Raw genomic sequence first — 19,865 nt, 5'->3', positions numbered from 1 at the left:
TAAATTTTTGAAACGGGACATTTTAACAGTTAACTTTTAAATATGGTGAAAGTCGATAAAAATATAAGACTTAGTAAATTAGCAAGAGAACTAAACGTTGGTACTTCAACAATTGTTGAATTTCTGAACAAAAAAGGCATTCCGATTGATTCCAATCCAAATACCAAAGTTTCAGAAGAGGCTTATAATATCCTCGCTAAAGAGTTTAGCTCTGACTTGAATCTGAAAAAGGAATCTGAAAAGGTAAATCTGAAAAGTACCCGCGAAAGAAAAGAAACAGTTTCAATTGAAAAAATTTCTGAAGATTCAGAGCCTGAAACTCGTAGTAAAGAAAAATCTGTTGAAAAAACAGAAGAAGTAATTGCTAAAAAGGAACCTGTTAAAATAGTTGGTAAAATTGATTTAGATGCATTAAAACCTAAAGCAAAAAGACCACAGGAAACAAAACAGGAAGTCGTTGCAAAAACGAATCCGGATAAGGTAGAAAAAACTATTAAGCCAGTTCAGTCTGAAGCTCCCAAGAAGGAAGCTCCTAAGGCGGATGTGACTGCAGAGACACCTGTAGTTAAAATAGTTACACCTCCAAAAGTAGAACTTACTGAACAAACATCTGAACCTGCTAAAAATCCAGTTTCTGATGACCAAACTGTTAAAATGGAAACCCCGAAAAAAGAGGAAAAAGCTCGAGCTCCTAAAGAGGAGAAAAAAGATGAGCTTAAAGTGGTTGGCATGATTGATTTATCTGCATTAAATCAAAAAACCAGACCAACCAAAAAAACCAAGGCCGAAAAAGAAGTTGAAAGAAGGGAAAAACAGAAAGCTCCTGCTTCAAAACCTCAGGCTCAGGAAAATTCAGGCTCAGGAAAAGAAGAAATTTTTAAATCTTCTACCCAAAGACTAGCTGGTCCTACTGTAGTTGGAAAAATTGAACTACCAGTTGAGAAAAAGCCGGGTGCGGGTAATAAAGATAAAGTATCAGCCAATCAGCGTAAGAAACGTAAAAGAATTAAAAAGGATACTGAAAAAGTAAATTTGGCAAATCCCGGACAAGGAAAGCCAGGAAAACCAGGAACTACTGAAGTAAGACTTAAAGGGACTGGCGCTGGTGCTGCTAAGTTTAATAAGCTGAAGAAGAAAAGAGTCGTTAAAAAAGAAGTTAGCGAAGAAGATGTACAAAAGCAGATTAAGGATACTCTTGCCCGATTAACTTCTAAAGGAGGTAAATCGAAAGGATCGAGACACCGTAGAGATAAACGTGACATCGAAAGTGCAAAAAGAGAAAAAATAGCAGAACAAATTGAAGCTGAAAAAAATATTTTAAAGCTTACTGAATTTGTTACAGTTAATGAATTGGCAACAATGATGGCTGTTCCTGTTACCAATATTATTGCAACTTGTATGGGATTAGGTTTATTTGTGTCTATCAATCAACGATTAGATGCAGAAACTATTGCTATTGTTGCTGATGAATTTAACTTTAAAGCTGAATTTGTAAGTGTTGAACTTCAGGAGTCAATTGAAGAAGAAATTGACGAAGAGGGAGATTTACAATCCCGTGCTCCAATTGTTACTGTAATGGGACACGTTGATCACGGTAAAACCTCCCTGCTTGATTACGTTCGTCACGCGAATGTAATTGCAGGTGAAGCCGGAGGAATTACGCAGCACATTGGAGCTTACAATGTGAAACTTGATGATGGAAGAAGAGTTTCTTTCCTTGATACTCCAGGTCACGAGGCGTTTACCGCAATGCGTGCACGTGGTGCTCAGGTAACTGATATTGCAATTATTATAATCGCAGCTGACGACAACGTAATGCCACAAACAATTGAGGCGATCAATCACGCAAGTGCAGCGGGAGTTCCTATTGTATTTGCAATTAACAAGATTGATAAGCCAGGTGCTGACCCTGAAAGAATTAAAGGGGAATTAGCAAATATGAACTATTTAGTTGAGGACTGGGGTGGAAAATACCAGTGTCAGGAAATCTCAGCAAAAAATGGTATTAACATTGAAGAGTTGCTGGAAAAAGTTCTTTTAGAAGCAGAAATGCTGGAACTTAAGGCAAATCCAAATAAACGTGCTATTGGTTCAGTAATTGAATCCTCACTAGATAAAGGTAGAGGTTATGTTACTACATTATTAGTACAGGCAGGAACCTTAAAAGTTGGAGATGTTCTATTAGCAGGTAGTTACACTGGTCACGTAAAAGCAATGTACAATGAGCGTGGTAATAGAATAGAGAAGGTTGGTCCTTCAGAACCAGCTTTAATTCTTGGTTTGAATGGTGCCCCACAGGCTGGTGACAATTTCAACGTAATGGAAAGTGAAAAAGAGGCTCGTTCCATTGCAAATAAGCGTGAACAATTGCAACGTGAACAAGGTCTTCGTACTCAGAAACACATTACACTTGATGAAATTGGCCGTCGTATTGCAATTGGAAACTTCCAGGAGCTTAATGTTATTGTAAAAGGTGATGTGGATGGATCGATTGAAGCTCTTTCTGATTCATTAATAAAACTTTCTACCGAGGAAATTCAGGTGAATGTTATTCACAAAGCAGTTGGTCAGATTTCCGAATCGGATGTATTGCTTGCAACAGCTTCTAATGCTATTATTGTTGGATTCCAGGTTAGACCTTCTATTGGAGCAAGAAAACTTGCTGAGAAGGAAGAAATCGATATCCGTTTGTACTCAATCATCTACGATGCAATTGATGAATTAAAATCAGCAATGGAAGGTATGCTTTCTCCTGAAATTAAGGAAGAAATTACTGCTACGGTTGAAGTTGTGGAGGTATTTAATATTACCAAAGTGGGTAATATTGCAGGTTGTCTTGTTCGTGATGGAAAAATCAACCGTAACTCTAGAATCCGATTAATTCGCGATGGTATTGTTGTTTATACAGGAGTACTTGGTTCTCTGAAACGTTTCAAAGACGATGTGAAAGAAGTAGCGAAAGGTTACGAATGTGGATTAAATATCGACAAATACAACGACATTAAAGTTGGCGATATGGTAGAAGCATTTGAAGAAATAGAGGTAAAAAAGAAATTGTAAAATATACAATTCTATAAATAGTAAAAAGCAGGCTGTTCAGCCTGCTTTTTTTATGTTCTTACTTTGCAATTAGTTTTAATGTCAGGATATTACTAAATCAGTATTCCAGATTTTTTAAATTGCAGATTGAGAGTATAAAGGGCTACAATTTAATACTCTATATCGTGCAAAATTACTAATATGCCAGATAAATAAATCCTAAATTATTTTTTACACAAAAGATTTCAATGCATAAAAAAACCCTCACACGGATGGTATGAGGGTTTCATTACATATTGAATAATTACAATAATTCTTTGTATTGTTCTGCAGTTAATAATTCTTCTAATTCTGAATTATCTGCAATTTTAATTTTCACAATCCAACCTTCACCATATGGATCAGAGTTGATCAAATCCGGAGCCTCTTCCAATTTCTCATTGAACTCTAACACTTCACCCCCAATTGGCATAAACATGTCTGAAACAGTCTTAACTGCCTCAATAGTTCCGAATATTTCTTCTTTATCTAATTCGTCGCCTTCGGTTTCAACTTCAACAAAAACGATATCTCCAAGCTCTCCTTGAGCAAAGTCAGTAACACCAACAAAGGCTTCTTCTCCTTCAACACGAATCCATTCGTGATCTTTGGTATACTTTAAATTTTCAGGTACATTCATGATAGTATGTTGTTTATTAAGAGTATTAAATTACTGCCCAAATTTACATTTTTTTTTTAATTATAAAATATCACGTCATACGTAATTGAATGTTTTAGAACTTATTCTTATTCATTCTATGTGATGATTAATAATCAGTGCAAAATCAGAATATAAGAGCATAACAGTAAACCTCTAATTCGCAAGAGTAAAACGAATACTCGCACCAAATTCAGTAGTTGTAGTTGGGTATGAAAGTGAAACATAAGGAGTATTTACAATCCGGTCGTAATACAGTCTTAAATTAAATCTGTTACTCAAAACATAGTCAGCACTAAACTTAACTGTTACTACTTTCTGTCCTGATGTTAACTGATCCACTTCATCAACAATTTTTCTAATGATGGTATTGTTCTTACGAATTGATAGATCTCCCCTCAAATTAAGATCACTCTTATATTTTTTTTGCTTAGACCCTGAGCCTATTATCATACCAAAATCATCAAATCGATACCCCAAACCAAAAATCATTTCATTAGAAGCGACTTCTGTTAACTGGGTATTTGATAAACTTAGAATCAAATTTCGTGTGCGCTTAATTTCAAAACTCGTCGAGAAATTATTCTTCCAAATCATATCAACGTTTATCAGAGGATTGAATTGCTCATTAATGGAAATTGAATTGGCTTCATAAAGAGGTAGAAAATTATGCGCCATATCCTGAATAATACTATATCCGTCGTCACCTTCCTCGTAAGTTAAATTGGTATTATACGAACCCACATCATATGTTGCACTATATGAATGACTCAAATTTATAGATTTGAAATACCTCTTAACTAGCGGCAGTTTGGATAAGCCTTCGAAAGTCACTCTCCAATTTGGTTTCATCCTCGAAATAGCCGGGAACAAACTATTATACCCTTTTCCTCCATTACCATATGCTTTAAGAAAAGCTGGAATTAAAACTTCCTGAGATGTTTCTCCATAACCTTCATAGTAATCCGTCTCTACTTTCGTTGTTTCTGTTCCTACAACAACCTTAGTGAATATTTTTTTGTCCTCATAATTTTCACCATATCTCTCTTTTGCCAATCGTAAACTTTCTTCTTTTCTTAAATCTAAAAATTTATCGAAATAGGCCGAAGAGTAATCTCCTGTATTCCCTATTGTAAAAAAGGCCGATTTCAAACTTAAAAAACTCATGCTGAAATTACCCGATTTAACAAGGTTCTCAGCCGTGAAATTATCATTCCCCGAATCGTAAATATAGTATTCGCTTCGGTTTCTTGAATAATTACGATTTGCCGTTAAATCAATTTTCAATCCTTTTACCGGTTCAATAGTACTTCTTATGGTAAAATTTTGAGTATGACTCATTACATATGGTTCATTCAAAGCTTCATCGGTTGTAATCCAACCTTTTTCAGCTGCACTTCTTGCAAAATTATTATCCTGATTACCAACCAGAAAGTTAAAACCGGGAGCCTTGGTTCCGTTATATGACTCACCACCAAAATAATTTGTTTGCGGCATATATCCAGGTAACGTTGTTGAGTTAATCTCTGAATAATTAACGGAAATATTACGAACACTCATTACTGTTCTCAGAAAATTCTCCCCTATTAAGGCAAAAACTCCTTCACTCTCCGAAAGCTTGCCATTGACTCTTACCCGAACATTTTTCACATTCTCGCTTGAAGTAATTTTAGCCCTGTTGCCTGTTACAGATTTCACCTTAACCTTTACTTCTTTTCCCTGAGTATCGTAAACCTTAATGGAGATATCCTCGGTTGACAATTTATGGTATATAGAGGTAGGAATTCCAGCTTTCAACTCAGCAACAGTACCTTCATAATTAACCTTCTTGTAATTCTCTGTTTTCTTTTTGTATTTCCGGTTCGAACCGTATTTTTGATTAATTCTTTTCAGCAAACCAATTTTATTGTACAAATTAACAAGGTTTAGCTGCCCGTTTACCTGTATATTATTGGAATTTCGAATGGTATTTCCCAACTCGATAGTATCGGCAGTTATTGCTCCGGCATTCCAATCATATGCCCCCGCATACCGTGCTGTAACGGATGTCCAATTCAACAATGGAATTTTATTTATTGGAACTGTATAAGTAAGATTAAAATTATGATGGTACTGAATATTTCGACCACCATCCATTAAATTATTCCAAATGGAATCTTTCCAAATATTATAGGTTTCACGATCTCTATCTCTATCAACAATTCCTTCCGGTTCATCAATTCGAGATGTATTTGTCGCTGAAAAATCAAATTTCAGTCCTTTAGTTAAGTTGTATTTTAAATCGTAATAGCGATACCAGATAAAATCCTTATCGAAAGTAGGTTTAATTTTAATGGTTGCCAGTTCGGTATTCCCACTTCCTATTTCAGGAATATGTCTTTTCTCAATTTCGCGGTAATAGCGCTGCAAATCAGACCGGAAAGAAAGTTGTGTCGGCAAATAGTAAAAATTAAAATCCTTTAACAATCTGAACATCGGATTTTGAAATGCTTTAACCCTCTTAAACGGCTGAACATTTTTCGGCACATTATTATAGTTATAGCTCAATACACCTCTGTAATTCTTTTCCAAATCACGAACCGTATTTACATCTCTTGAATAAGTTTCGTTATAGGAATAGGTAAGAGATAAATTCGAAACATCAAGCAATTTAGGTTTTCCCTCCGCCTTTTCTATACGAACATTCGTTAAATTAAAACTCTTTCTTTTCGTATATTCCTGAGACATTTTTTTGATGGAGTCCCGCTCTGTTTTTGAATTCGCATTCTCAAGTGCTACATCCAGTGGGATATCCGGATCTAAAGGATTGTATTCCGGACTTTTTGTTTCTTCAGAAATAGCGTAATACAATGGAATACGAACACCCGATTTTTCAGGAAAAAATTTACCTAACTCAAAACTGGCTGATAAATCATATTGAAATATATCATCTTTGTATCGATCATTAACACCATCTTCTATCCCTCCAAAACCAGATGTAATTTTACTTCCAGCCCAAGTTACTGTACCAAAATCAGCTAATTTTGTTGTTACCCGCAGATTTGCAGCCCAACCTCCATCTTCATCAAAATCCGTCAATCGCATTTCATTCAGCCAGACCTCTACCGATTTTAGTTGATGATCATCCATTCCGGTAGCATCATTGGTGGGATTTTTCACCCCAATCATAACCGTTCTAATGTTTGCCAAATTTGGATTTCCTTTTATTCTTACAATATGATTTTGATGTTGCGGATCTGCATCATTAGACAAATCACCAACTGTTAAATCATATATGTCGGAATATTTCGCATTAGTACCGCGTACAGCATCGTTTCTTAACTGCTTTATTGTCTGAAACAAACGAAGCTTAAAATCAAAACGATTTTCATCAGGCCAAACTGCTAAACGATCTTCTTCAATATCGCCGTTATAAAGACCAGCAGGTGTTAACCGCATGGGAATTTCATATTCGTAGTAATTGTCCTGATAATCTGATCCTAAACGAACAAACACACTCACTTCTTCGTCTCTCACAGAATAACCTTCAATCTCCTCAGCATGAACATCCATTTTAAACTTACCATATTTCCTGATATCCATATTAAGGGTTTTGTAAGCCCCTTTTCCTTTTCCATCTTCCAAATCGGTAACTTTCAACAATATAGCCTGCTCATTCAATTGAATTAACTGAGGATTACTTGGATCCACAACCCGATCAATTCCCGGAGGCAAAATATAGTTTACCGGTTCTTTACTTGCATTCTCTTCAATATTTACCGCTGTAATATCGAAACCAGCTTCTGATACGATATCATCCGTTTCATTTTCGTTAATAGACTGATCATATCTCCGCCAATCATCACGAACCAGATCAAGGGTGGCAAATCGCAGAACCACATCTTCTTCAAAATCCCTCAAGAACATTCTCATGAAACGAATCGACGTAAAGTCACTAATATTACCATACGTATCCTTGAATTCATCAACCGGAATTTTAAACTGATACCAATCAACCGAGCCATTCGTTCCGTTAGCTAAATCCACATTACTGGTCACTTTATCCACAATAAAATTTTGACCTATCTGCATATCTGCCGGCGCCAAATGTACTTTGCATTGATAATATGCTTCGGTCTCACTCAGAGTATTATCATGGTTAATATCTTCTACATCAGGCAATGTTGTTGCGGATGTAGGATATGCACTTCCTGATAACTCAGATGTTGGTGAATTCCCCTCCGGACCATTATACTTTTTATAACGTTCCAAAATACTTAGCTCATCACTATCGTAATCTGCGCCTCTAAAATAATGATAATCATCATTTGACGGATCTTTCTGAGCCAGAACATATGCCTCGGAACCTGTTCCCAAGTTTGCCGAAATACTAATTGCCTGAATGTACTCCTTATAGTAACTCAACTCATCTTTGGAACTCAATCCATCCAATCCAACATCCTGATATCTTCTTGCATTTGTATTATTATCAAAAGCATTTACGAGTGATTGTACCAAAGGAACCCGACCCCATTTTGTACTATCAACCAAAGTAATATTTTCATCCGCAGGCAACCCATTCTCAAATGATTTTCGCGAATCTCTTAATATATCTTCGGAGATATTTCCAAGGTTAAAATATAAATTCCCCCCTTTATGGTTAGGCTCATAAACAAATGGATCCATCATCCAAAACTCAACGTAAGCAATATTTGCAGCTTCAAAATCGTTGGTTTCAATTTTACGCATAATACCACCCCATCTCGATTCCGGAGCTTTAAGAGTACCATCAGGATTCATACCCTGAGAAATCCCGGCTTGTCCATCAACATCAAAATTATAAGGCCCTTTTTCTTCTGGGTAGTAGGCCAAATTCAGAACCGAAATATTAGTAGGAACCCCGGAGGCTCTCTCTTTATTTGGCCAAATTTCTTCTTCAAATATCTCTCGGACAAAGTGATTTGATTGCTGATCCTTATCCGATTTAATGTGCCCTGGTGTTGCAGAACTATTACGCAAGAACAACGGATCAATTACATACCAAGCCAGTTTTGCCCGGTTATATCCATATGCTAAATCATTGTTCAAATTTCCTTCCTTAAATAAAGCTTCATTATTTTGCGGAGTACTGGCCAAAACCCATGAACTCAAACTCTTCATATCAATCGAAGTCTCTGTTCCCTCAAAATCATCGATATAGGCCGTACCCGAACTACCAATTGCTTTATTATGACCTGGAACCAATTGAGCAAATTCACCTTCAACAGCAATTGATGAAGGTTCTTTTGTTTCGATAAATGGAATTTTATCCACCATGCGGGTCAGGAACTCCGATTCGGTTCTATAGCTGCCATTCAGCCCCCAAATGGTATTCGAAATAGGTTCGTCACCAATATTAACCTTTTGTGTAAGAGGTTGCTCGGAAAGATGCATCATAGTTGCACCCAGATTGAAATCATCATTAAACTGATAATCCATTTGAACCCCAATCAATGTTTTGGTCTGAATGTTAAACAGCGAATTATTCTCCGAAGAAATGGAAATTGGAGTACTTGATTCCAATAGACTTTGGTTGATTATTTTCACCCTTCCCAATGTATAATCAACGGTATAATCAATGTTCTCGATTAGTTCTCTACCACCCGCTTTTACGCTAACCGAACCCGGCTCCACATTCAAAGCATTCAAAGAGATCTCTGAACTTGTTGATGATTTATAACTTCCTTTCAGACTATATTTATTTTTCTCGGCAATTTGCTGTGCATCATTTTGAGTTAAATTATAAAGCTCTTCAAACACATATTGATCTGCAATTGCATCATTATTAATCTTTTTTCTAAGGTAGTTGCCAAAAGGCTCTATTTCCGGGAATATGATTCGGCCATTTGTAGAATAGATTGTAATCCCGTCAATAAAATCAAACATTCCATCTGCACCCGGATCCAATTGTGAGTTCAGATTATCTACATTCAAGACTTCGAGAAGAATTTTATTTTTAATGTCCCCTTCCGGCAAATAATTTACTGCAGTCCCCGCATTATCGTTTTGATACAATACATTTAATATGAAATCCTCTTGATTAACCTGAAAAGCCCCAATGTTATAGATGTTTTTCATCATTAATTTCCATGTTGGCATTTGGGGACTAAGATTGGTTCCTTTCAGCAACTTCATAATGAGTGTTTGAGGAGCACTCACTCCATCACTGGTGAATTCTCCAACTCTAAACACCTGTCCTCTGTAGGTATACTCGAACGAAACCGCCAAAATTTCATCTGCATTTAATGCCTGATTTAAGGATATATAACCCAATTTTTCGTTTACAGAATATTCCGATTCAGATAATTTGCGGGCATTTTCAACTTTTTCGTAATCTGTTCCACTAACAAAACCAGGAGCTAATGGGGATAATGTACTTGTAACCTGATTAATGTCTCTTATACCAGAATAAGTGTTTGTCATTTTCTGATACAAATCATTCAACTCATTATTAGGCAGGTTACCTGTTCCTATTTGCGAAAATTCTGAAGGATTGGAAATATTTGCACCATCTTCACCCAAATCAACATAAGCCACAAGGTTACGGGAATCCTGAAAATTAGATGTTTTATTAGTCACCCAAACTTCAACTTTATTGATTGTAATTCCTGAATTAATTACAGGAAGATTTCGCAGAGATTGATCGTAGTGATCGTAGAAATATTTGGAAAGAAAGAAATGTCGGTTGGCTTCATATTTATCAACTGATATCTCAAACTCATTTTTTTGCGCTCCATTCTCCATCTCAACAACACTGGTTTCTCCTTTTTGCTGTGAAAAAATAGAAGTTACAGATAACTTCCCAAATTGCATTTGGGCTTTAACTCCAAATAAATTTTGTCCACCGGTAATCAATGTATTTGAAATGGGCATGGAAACATTACCTGCTTCAATCTTCTTAATAATCTCATCTTCATCACCGGAATACTCCAGTCTCATCTGATTTTCGAAATCGAAAGTGGCCTCGGTATTGTAATTCACATCCATCTTCAACTTCTCGCCAACTGTACCAGTCACATTCATTTGAATCTTCTCATCAAAATCGAAACTAGTTGTTTTTCTTAGATTTACAGGAAGAGTTGGATTTTCGACCTTGGTTGTGTTAATACCAAAAGTTAACTCGGCTGACCCTTGCGGTTTTATGGAAATTGTATTACTGCCAAAAATTTTATCAACAAATTGCCCCCCTAATTTTAAATCCGGCACTAACTCATTACTTCCTGCAGTCCCATCACTCCGACTACGTTCCATCCAATAATCCCGAAGAGATTTTTCTGCTTCGTATTGCTTGTACTCTTCTGCAGTCATACTAATCGGACGACGGTAATCGACATCTCCAATTCGCGTCACCAAAATATAATTACCTGTAACAGCATCGTACTGAATGGATGTCAGAATATTTTTTGGATCCTTAAGATACAATGGAGATTGATTTTGAGAACCAAACTCTTGATTATCGTTTACATCATCAAAGGGGTAAGGAAGTGAATTGTCCTTTGCATCAGGATTGTCTTTATGAAATGGTGATTTCAGATTGATTACGCGTCCTGAGTCATTTTTAGATCGTTTGGTAGTATCCTGCTGCTGTACAGTTTGAATGCCAAATTGAGGATTAGAATTAAGGGCACTTAAGCTGGAATTACTTCCCAAAGCACTACAGAACAACACTATTAATAAGGTCAGAGTATATTTAATAAGTTTCTTCAATGGTTGATTACCTTAGGTTAGTAAAGCAATTACGTTCTTCAATTATAATTGTTTCAAGGCCAGCTTAATCAAATCCTCTACACTTGCATCAAGATTTGCTGTAAATATTTTATCGATAACTTTAGTTACTGAATTCTTCGCAAAACCTAACATCACTAAAGCAGATAACGCTTCTTCTTTAGTAGTATTGTTCTGTGGTAAAGAAAAGTCAGAGATATCAGTATCTTTTCCAAGTTTATCTTTTAATTCGATAATAATTCGTTGTGCCGATTTAGCTCCAATTCCTTTAACTCCCTGTAACGTTTTCACATCACTTGTAACAATAGCAGTTTGAATTTCGGAAGGCGTTAAAGATGAAAGCATCATTCGTGCCGTATTAGCTCCCACTCCAGATACCGAAATTAAATGTCGAAAAACACCGCGTTCGTTAGCATCAAAAAAGCCGAAAAATATATGAGCATCCTCTCGAACAACCTGATGCAAATACAATTGTGCCTCCTTATGCCCGGACAATTTCGAATATGTATTCAATGAAATATTTAAAAAATAACCTATTCCGCTAGTTTCAACAACTACTGAAGTTGGTGTAAGATCATCAATAACTCCCTTAATATACTCAAACATAAAATATGAATTGAATTTTTCTGTTTAGATCCTTAAAATATGTAAAATTATGCAATTTTTACAATCAAGACTTTGTTTTTAACAAAAAATGAAAGAGCGATTCAAATTTAACCGCTCTTTTTACTATTTTGTTAAAAATTTATTACGAATTTTTTGATGCTTCTGATGTTTGCATGGGGTTCTTACTAATTTCCTCAAAATTTTCCCGGTTTCTAAAAACATCAATAGCCATATACAATGCCTGCTGAAAAGATTTTTCAGATGCAACATTTGTTCCGGCAATGGAATATGCTGTACCATGGGCAGGCGATGTGCGTATTTTCGATAATCCTGCGGTAAAATTTACCCCTGAATCAAATGCCAAAGCTTTAAATGGAGCCAAGCCCTGATCATGATACATTGCCAGAATGGCATCAAACTTCATGTAATCTGAAGAGCCAAAGAAACCATCAGCAGGATAGGGACCTAAAGCCATTATTCCTTTTTCGCGAACCTGTTCCAAAGCAGGAATTATTTCATCGATCTCTTCTGTTCCAATCAATCCATCATCCCCTGCATGCGGGTTTAGACTTAAGACAGCAATTCGTGGCTTTCTAATTCCAAAATCCTTTTGAAGAGAACTATTCAAAATATTTAGCTTACTAATAATATTTTCTTTTGAAACAACCTCAGGCACCTTGGAAATAGGCACATGACCAGCAACAACACCCACTCTTAGCTTATCACTGATTAAAAGCATTAACGATTTACCGGAATTCAATTTACTTTCCAAATATTCAGTATGCCCTGGAAATACAAAATCCTTAGATTGAATATTCTTCTTGTTTATTGGCGCTGTAACCAACACATCAATTAATCCCTTTTCTAAATCTGCAACAGCAGCTTCTAAAGCCTTAAATGCAGATTCACCGGCACTACTTGTTGATTTACCTAACTCAACTTTTATATTTTCATCAACACAGTTAATAATATTTGTTCTATTAGGATGTGCTTCCTGAGCTTCCTTAATATTATTCAAACTAAAAGTTTCTATATTGAGTGCTTTTCGATGATAAGCTGCAACTTTTGGAGAGCCATAAATAATTGGAGTACAAATTTCATACATCCTTTCATCCATCAAGGTTTTAATAATAACCTCGTAGCCAATTCCGTTAATATCGCCATGAGTGATTCCAACTCTTATTTTAGTGTTTTTCATCTGCTGTTTATTTTATATCAGTGGACTGATATCACTTTCAAAAGTCCAATTTTAAGCCGTTGCTATTTAAATAGAGTGAACTGGAAAATGATCAGCTATATTGTTACTTCTTATACTCTCTGACTTTATCAATACAATTAACAGAGTGATTAAGAAATACATTTGCAAAACATTTGTGCCTTAAATCTTAAAAAAATCATTACAAAAATAGAAAGATTCAATAAAAGAGCATCATCTTTTCAATTATTCCTACTATCGATATTGTTTAATAAATTCAAATAACAAGCGAACCCCAACACCTGTGCCTCCTTTACCTCTGTAATTATCTGTTGTACTTACAAACGCAGGTCCGGCAATATCGAGATGAATCCATGGATAATTTGTAAAATGCTCCAGGAATTTCCCAGCTGTTATTGCTCCACCATCACGACCACCAATATTCTTCAAATCTGCAATATCCGATTTTATCAGCTCTCCAAATTCCTCCCAAAAAGGAAATTCTACCAGTCTTTCGTAAACTTTCTCTCCAGACTCCTTTAATTGAGTCATCTTATCCTTACTATCCTCATTTCCCATTGCCACCATGCCATACTTCCCGATAGCCACAGCCGCTGCACCTGTTAATGTCGCCAAATCGACAACAAATTCCGGTTTATATTGATCTGCATAACTAAGAGCATCGGCCAAAATCATTCTTCCCTCGGCGTCTGTATTTAAAACCTCAACAGTTTTCCCATTATACATCTTAATAACATCGCCGGGTACATAAGCATTTCCACCCGGACGATTGTCTGTTGCAGGAATTAATCCAATTACATGAATTGGCAGTTTAGCTTTCGCAATTGCATAAATTGCTCCGGCTACCGATGCTGCACCACCCATATCAGATTTCATCAAATCCATGCTGTCCTTAGTTGGCTTAAGGCTCAATCCGCCGGTATCGTATACAACCCCTTTTCCAACAAAAACAATTGGTTTCGAATTAACCGCCTCTTTCGATTTCCACTCCAATATAGAAAAAGTAGGCTCGTCAAGACTGCCTTTATTCACGGCCAAAAGACCGCCCATCTTTAAACTTTCAATCTTTTTCTTTCCAAAAACATCAACAGTAAATCCAGCTTTAACTCCCATTTCCTGAATTTCTTCACTTAATTTTTCTGCTGTAAGATAGCTTAAAGGTTCGTTTACAAGTTCGCGTGCAAAATTCACCCCTTCAACAACTGCAATTAACTCATTAAGCTGTGTTGAGCTGATAGCGTCGCTATGGATAATTACTTCTTCCAGAGTATGCTTTTGTTTTTTTGTATCGGTAAAATATTTTAGAAACTGATAATTTGTCAGGGCAACACCTTCAGCAAAAGCAAGTATTGCTTCTGCATCGTTCAGATAATCCTGCAAAACAATTTTGGTGATTTTACTTTCCTGAATCCTGGCATGAAAAGAGAAGCCCAACTTCCTCATTTTCTCCAAATCGGAATTAGTATACTCTTTATTATCTGCCACATGTAAATAAATTTTGCGCGTATAACGATTCAACTCTATTAACGTATTCTCGGTGGCAATTTGCTCTTCAGCAAACTTCATCTCCTGCTCGGAAAGAGGAAGATTTTTATAATTCCCGGCAGTTGCCAAAAAAAGAATGTTCTCGTTCTCATCTGGCTTCTGAAAGCTTTTTACTTCTATTTTCATCGGAACTCATGTTAGTGTGAAAAACCATATCGATCAACACAGTAATTCCCCAATACTTCGAACTTGATATTTCCAAATTCTGATAAACAGATATTTCCTGTGGATTTTTACAGCCAAGTAAAAATAGTAAAAAACTAAGCGGAAAACATTACTCCTTGATAAGGAAAAAATAAAACCGCAGCTTGATGCTGCGGTTTTATTATAATTTATCCGGATTTTCCTTGAAATAATTCCTTATCAATACTTTTTTGAGTTCCCTTAAAATAATTAGCTCAGTAAGTAACTCTGATTTTGGAACATCAGAAAAATTTAATTCCGTTTTAATAATCTGTTTTTCACTCACATCTATCTGATACAACAATAGAATTAAACGATGATAATCCCTATCCAATAAATAAGTTAAATGTTCATTTAACTGACTAAAAAGTTCTTCGTATGCATTGTGTATTTCTCCGGAAAATTTCACTTCCAACCCAAACTGATCAAAATCTTTCTCAATCTGGGCAGCAACCTGCCGAATCACCTCTTCGCGATTACGATAAGGTTCAATGCTCAAATTTTTTAAATCGGGTAAATTCACGTTCTATTCCTTTTCTATACTTGTATAAGAATACATGATCGCTTCCAGTTCTCTCAACAATTCACGCTTATCGTGGTTTGGATAGTAAACGTACGAATCCATACACACAACTCTGTTGTTCTTTTGATCAAGAAAAGTAATATTTATAAAAGGACCTCCCATAAAATCGCCGTTCACTTTCCATAAACCTCTTGTTTCCACTGCATAGTTATCGAAAAACTTGAATTGACGGTTCGAAATTGGAAAATCCATTTCGGTACTCATATAACTACCCTCCTTAGGTCCCGGAACAAACTTATTAAGTAGTAAATTCCTCTTTTTAATCACCTCATCCTTCGTGAATGAATCCTCGGAAATATAATCGTAGGTATAAATAAACATCCCTTGACTCGTTGAGGGAGTCTCCTTGCTTACCCAAAGAAAATCAGGTTCTTCTTTGTTTATGGTATATCCCGCAGGGAAAGATAGAGTGAAATTATTTTTCTCCTTTAGCTTTTCGAAAATTTCCTGAACAACATTCTTTTTAAAAACCTTAATTTTCCTTTCCCGTTCACCAATATGAAAATAGGCAATAATCTTATTTTTATTTTCGCTCAAGAGCTGTATCATATCCTTGTTGCTCTTAGCTTCGATCTTCATGAACGATTGTGTTTTCGCATACAATTCATTCTTTACAGAGATCTTATTTTCCTTCACTTTCGACGAAACCCTGAGGTCTAAAATACTTCGGTGAGTTTTAAACATACTGGAAAACTCATTGTGCGAAATCTGCAGTATATCAAAAAGTGTCTCATCTTGCGGCAATCCAATTTGAGTATCATTTAGTACCGCCTTTAATGTATCTCCAACACTTCCTTCATATAAAGCATCATTTATTATTACAACTATTTCTCCCGATTTCCCGGTTACTACAGGTCTTAGTCCTTGTGTTGTTTTCTTGCAGGAAGAAATACTTACCGTTACAAGCAAACAAAGTAATGTTGTTTGAATTATTCTCTTCATAATTTTAAATTTACAGAGACAAATGTTTCTATTCGTAATGAACTATTTTTAATACCATTCCCGGCACTAATTTCTTAGAACGGGTTATACTATTTAATTCAACCAAATCGGTAGTCGATTCAAGTTGAAATCTATCTGCAATTGAGCTTAAACTATCTCCAGCCTGAACTTCATAAAGTAAAAAACTACTTTTTTTCAATAAAGGATCCCTTTGTGGTTTTTGAGCCAAGGTATCGGAAGGGTAAACCCAGATTTTCAGTTTTTGTCCAATAAAAATATCAGGACTATCCATCTCATTCCATGCCTTGATATTATTAATTGTACAGCCGTACTTCATTGCAATTTTATGAAAATACTCTCCCGCCTCTACACTATGTATTATACAGTATTTCCCCTCAGTCGTTGAAAGATCCTTTTGAAGATCAAGATATTTTTTAGGCTCATCCTTCATTCCGTAAATAACCTCTTCCAAATCAATAAATTTGCCCACTTTTCCTATTGGAAGAATCAATTTGGCCGGAAGTTCACACAAAGGAATCAAATCACACTTATAAATTGGATTTAACTCCCGAACTGCCTCTATGGGTAAATCAAGCACTTTGGCAACATGTTGAAACGAGATTGGCTTATTTACAGTAACGGGAGATATTCTAAAGTATGGATATACATTTTTCGCAGGCACAATATTGTGTTCAGAACTATAATTCATGACATAATTAACGGCTATAAATGCAGGCACGTAATTTCTGGTTTGTTCGGGAAGATAAGGTGATATTTCCCAGAAATCAGTCTTTCCTCCGGAACGTTGAATCGCTTCACGCACAATACCAGGCCCTCCGTTGTAAGCTGCCAATGCAAGTTTCCAATCACCAAAAATCCGATACAAATACTGAAGATATTTACAGGCTGCTTCTGTCGATTTATCCGGATCCATTCTCTCATCAATATACGAAGTGATTCTTAAATCGAACATTTTACTGGCATTATACATGAACTGCCATAAGCCAATTGCTCCTGATCGTGATTTTGCTTTAGGATCCAAAGCTGATTCTATAACTGATAAATATTTCAATTCCAATGGAAGCTGGTACTTATCCAAATACTCTTCGAACAAAGGGAAATACAATTCGGAACGCTCTATAATTTTTGCAGTTTTTTCACGATGCCTAATTGCATATGCGTCAATATATCTTCTGACAATTGGCTTAAAATCCAACTGAATCGGACTTTTTGCATTGAGTTTATCCATTCTCTCCTGATATACTTCATCAGAAAAAACTGGAATATAATTAGCATCCATTACAGTATTTTCCGGAAGATCTTCTTTCAATATTTCCGAAGTGAAATGAATCAAACGTTGATTGATTTCATTTATATTCTCAGGCTTTTCTTTGTTCAGAATATTGAAAAGCGACTGTGAATCTGCCTGAATAGCAAAAGCAAAGCAAAGAAAAATAAGAAGTAAATATTTCCTCATATATCAGCATTTAAATGCTCCTAAATTTCGTAAAATAATACGAAATGAAGATATTTCATCAACAAAATAACATAAAAAAAACATTTATTTCTAAATGTTCCGCTCAAAATGAATCTAAATAACTAAAAAGTTAGTTTTCAGATCATTATTATTTTATTCCTATTTAGGAAAAAAAGACGTGACAAAAAAGGCAGGAAGTAACTCCTGCCTTTCCTATCTTATTTATTTTTGGATTCTTTATCCTTACTTTTATCCTTATCGTCATCCATATCAGTAGCCTTTTTAAACTCTTTCATTCCCTGACCCAATCCTTTCATTAGTTCCGGAATTTTTTTTCCACCAAAAAGAAGTACAATTACAAATACTATAATTATAATTTGCCAGGGACCAACCATTCCGGCTAAAACAAAAAGGTTCATATCTATTTATTTAATGATTTGGAATACTAAGTTACTAATTTTACTGAAATTTCTATTTCATATTAGAAATCCATTTTACAACATCATTACCATTTGCAAATATTAAAAGACCAAACAACAGCACCATTCCGGTTATCTGTGCATACTCCATAAACTTATCTCCTGGTTTTCTTCCTGTAATGATCTCATACATCAGAAACATTACATGTCCGCCATCCAAAGCTGGAATTGGAAGAATATTCATGATCGCCAAAATAATTGAGAGGAATGCTGTCAGATTCCAAAAGGCCTCCCAATTCCAAACACCCGGAAAAATATTACCAATAGTTATAAAACCACCTATTGATTTATATGCTTTAGTTTCAGAAGAAAAAATCAGTTTAAACTGCTTTAAATAGGATCCGAGCTTATCAATCCCTTTATTAAAACCTGCAGGAATTGATTCAACGAAAGTGTACTCCAATGTTTCATACTCGAACAAACCCGATTCTATTTGTGGATAGAATCCAATTTTCCCATCATCACCAACAGTAAGCTGAACTTGTTCGGACTTACCGTCTCGATTCAACTGAACCAAAATACTTTGACTCTTCTTCGACTGTAAAAAAGTCTGAAATTGATCGTAGTAGCTGAAACCAACAGAATCAATCGATACAATTTTATCTCCTTTTAAAATTCCGGCCTCACTTGCAGGAGATTCTTTCAACACTTTTCCAATAGAAACAGCACTGTAAGGATAACGAATATCAAACACAGGACTTAAAGAGAATCCCTTACTGCTTTTCTCCAATAATGCCGGCACAAAAGAAGAAGGAATATCAACACTTAGCTGCTCATTATTTCTTATGAATTGAATCGACTTAGGACTATTTAGCAAGATATCCGGAACGATATCATTAAACTTTTTTACTTTTTGATTATCCAAAGCAACAATTTTGTCACCATCCTGCAATCCAATACTCTCGGCTAAAGAATCACAAACAACACCATACTTCACATTTTCAGCAGGCAGATATTGCTCGCCCCAAGTGTAAAGCACTGCAACATAAATAACAAATGCAAGAACAAAGTTCACCAAAACACCACCTACCATGATCAATAACCTTTGCCATGCCGGTTTCGATCTGAATTCATAAGGCTCAGGAGGTAATTTCATCTGCTCCTTATCCATCGATTCATCAATCATTCCTGATATTTTTACATAACCACCAAGAGGCAGCCATCCAATACCATATTCTGTTTCTCCTTTTTTAAATTTAAACAAAGAAAATCCAGGATCGAAAAACATATAAAACTTTTCAACTCTGGTTTTGAACAATTTTGCAAAGGTAAAATGCCCTAATTCATGCAACACAACCAAGATGGACAAACTCAACAAAAACTGTCCTATTTTAACGATTACTTCCATTCAATTT

At 35.7% G+C, this 19,865-nt stretch carries 11 protein-coding genes; 1 reads left to right on the top strand and 10 read right to left on the bottom strand.

Annotated features, from left to right (window positions below):
- Positions 1-42: 42 nt before the first annotated feature.
- Positions 43-3,060: a translation initiation factor IF-2 gene (infB, locus tag ACY0M5_RS04310; RefSeq protein ID WP_156195388.1), complete on the top strand. Its 3,018-nt coding sequence runs from the start codon at positions 43-45 to the stop codon at positions 3,058-3,060.
- Between the two features lie 283 nt (positions 3,061-3,343).
- Here the strand turns inward: infB and gcvH are convergent, their stop codons facing one another.
- The 10 genes from gcvH to rseP all read right to left on the bottom strand — a co-directional run bounded on the left by gcvH (position 3,344) and on the right by rseP (position 19,858).
- Positions 3,344-3,718 carry a glycine cleavage system protein GcvH gene (gene gcvH, locus ACY0M5_RS04305; protein ID WP_156195387.1) on the bottom strand — a complete coding sequence of 125 codons (375 nt, stop codon included), beginning with the start codon at positions 3,716-3,718 and terminating at the stop codon, positions 3,344-3,346.
- A 174-nt stretch (positions 3,719-3,892) separates the two neighbouring features.
- Complete coding sequence (gene sov / locus ACY0M5_RS04300) at positions 3,893-11,461, bottom strand: T9SS outer membrane translocon Sov/SprA (RefSeq protein ID WP_461630918.1); 7,569 nt, start codon at positions 11,459-11,461, stop codon at positions 3,893-3,895.
- Positions 11,462-11,503: 42 nt separating this feature from the next.
- Positions 11,504-12,085, bottom strand: a complete 582-nt coding sequence (gene ruvA, locus ACY0M5_RS04295) for a Holliday junction branch migration protein RuvA (RefSeq protein WP_124994383.1) — start codon at positions 12,083-12,085, stop codon at positions 11,504-11,506.
- 142 nt (positions 12,086-12,227) lie between these two features.
- Positions 12,228-13,283 carry a 4-hydroxythreonine-4-phosphate dehydrogenase PdxA gene (gene pdxA / locus ACY0M5_RS04290; protein ID WP_124994384.1) on the bottom strand — a complete coding sequence of 352 codons (1,056 nt, stop codon included), beginning with the start codon at positions 13,281-13,283 and terminating at the stop codon, positions 12,228-12,230.
- A 252-nt stretch (positions 13,284-13,535) separates the two neighbouring features.
- Positions 13,536-14,972 carry a leucyl aminopeptidase family protein gene (locus tag ACY0M5_RS04285; protein ID WP_461630917.1) on the bottom strand — a complete coding sequence of 479 codons (1,437 nt, stop codon included), beginning with the start codon at positions 14,970-14,972 and terminating at the stop codon, positions 13,536-13,538.
- A 199-nt stretch (positions 14,973-15,171) separates the two neighbouring features.
- The gene (locus ACY0M5_RS04280) at positions 15,172-15,552 is read right to left on the bottom strand and encodes a hypothetical protein (RefSeq protein ID WP_461630916.1); all 381 of its coding nucleotides are present in this window, start codon (positions 15,550-15,552) and stop codon (positions 15,172-15,174) included.
- A gap of 3 nt (positions 15,553-15,555) precedes the next feature.
- Positions 15,556-16,554, bottom strand: coding sequence for a DUF4837 family protein (locus tag ACY0M5_RS04275; protein ID WP_124994386.1), 999 nt, complete (start codon positions 16,552-16,554; stop codon positions 15,556-15,558).
- A gap of 28 nt (positions 16,555-16,582) precedes the next feature.
- Positions 16,583-18,031 carry a lytic transglycosylase domain-containing protein gene (locus ACY0M5_RS04270; RefSeq protein WP_461630915.1) on the bottom strand — a complete coding sequence of 483 codons (1,449 nt, stop codon included), beginning with the start codon at positions 18,029-18,031 and terminating at the stop codon, positions 16,583-16,585.
- Between the two features lie 218 nt (positions 18,032-18,249).
- Entirely contained in the window at positions 18,250-18,450 is a 201-nt protein-coding gene (tatA, locus tag ACY0M5_RS04265) for a twin-arginine translocase TatA/TatE family subunit (RefSeq protein WP_461630914.1), read from the bottom strand.
- 52 nt (positions 18,451-18,502) lie between these two features.
- Positions 18,503-19,858, bottom strand: coding sequence for an RIP metalloprotease RseP (gene rseP, locus ACY0M5_RS04260; RefSeq protein ID WP_124994389.1), 1,356 nt, complete (start codon positions 19,856-19,858; stop codon positions 18,503-18,505).
- Positions 19,859-19,865 lie beyond the last annotated feature (7 nt).

It is taken from the genome of Labilibaculum euxinicum, assembly GCF_963678175.1.
GTDB lineage: Bacteria > Bacteroidota > Bacteroidia > Bacteroidales > Marinifilaceae > Labilibaculum > Labilibaculum euxinus.
The sequence above is the reverse complement of the archived record's forward strand: the minus strand, read 5'-3'. Positions and strand labels throughout refer to the sequence as shown.

What these genes read in the sequence shown, in the direction of transcription:
- gcvH (WP_156195387.1), bottom strand. Translation starts at nt 3,718, where the DNA reads ATGAATGTACCTGAAAATTTAAAGTATACCAAAGATCACGAATGGATT.
- ruvA (WP_124994383.1), bottom strand. Translation starts at nt 12,085, where the DNA reads ATGTTTGAGTATATTAAGGGAGTTATTGATGATCTTACACCAACTTCA.
- infB (WP_156195388.1), top strand. Translation starts at nt 43, where the DNA reads ATGGTGAAAGTCGATAAAAATATAAGACTTAGTAAATTAGCAAGAGAA.
- ACY0M5_RS04275 (WP_124994386.1), bottom strand. Translation starts at nt 16,554, where the DNA reads ATGAAGAGAATAATTCAAACAACATTACTTTGTTTGCTTGTAACGGTA.
- pdxA (WP_124994384.1), bottom strand. Translation starts at nt 13,283, where the DNA reads ATGAAAAACACTAAAATAAGAGTTGGAATCACTCATGGCGATATTAAC.
- tatA (WP_461630914.1), bottom strand. Translation starts at nt 18,450, where the DNA reads ATGAACCTTTTTGTTTTAGCCGGAATGGTTGGTCCCTGGCAAATTATA.
- ACY0M5_RS04285 (WP_461630917.1), bottom strand. Translation starts at nt 14,972, where the DNA reads ATGAAAATAGAAGTAAAAAGCTTTCAGAAGCCAGATGAGAACGAGAAC.
- ACY0M5_RS04270 (WP_461630915.1), bottom strand. Translation starts at nt 18,031, where the DNA reads ATGAGGAAATATTTACTTCTTATTTTTCTTTGCTTTGCTTTTGCTATT.
- rseP (WP_124994389.1), bottom strand. Translation starts at nt 19,858, where the DNA reads ATGGAAGTAATCGTTAAAATAGGACAGTTTTTGTTGAGTTTGTCCATC.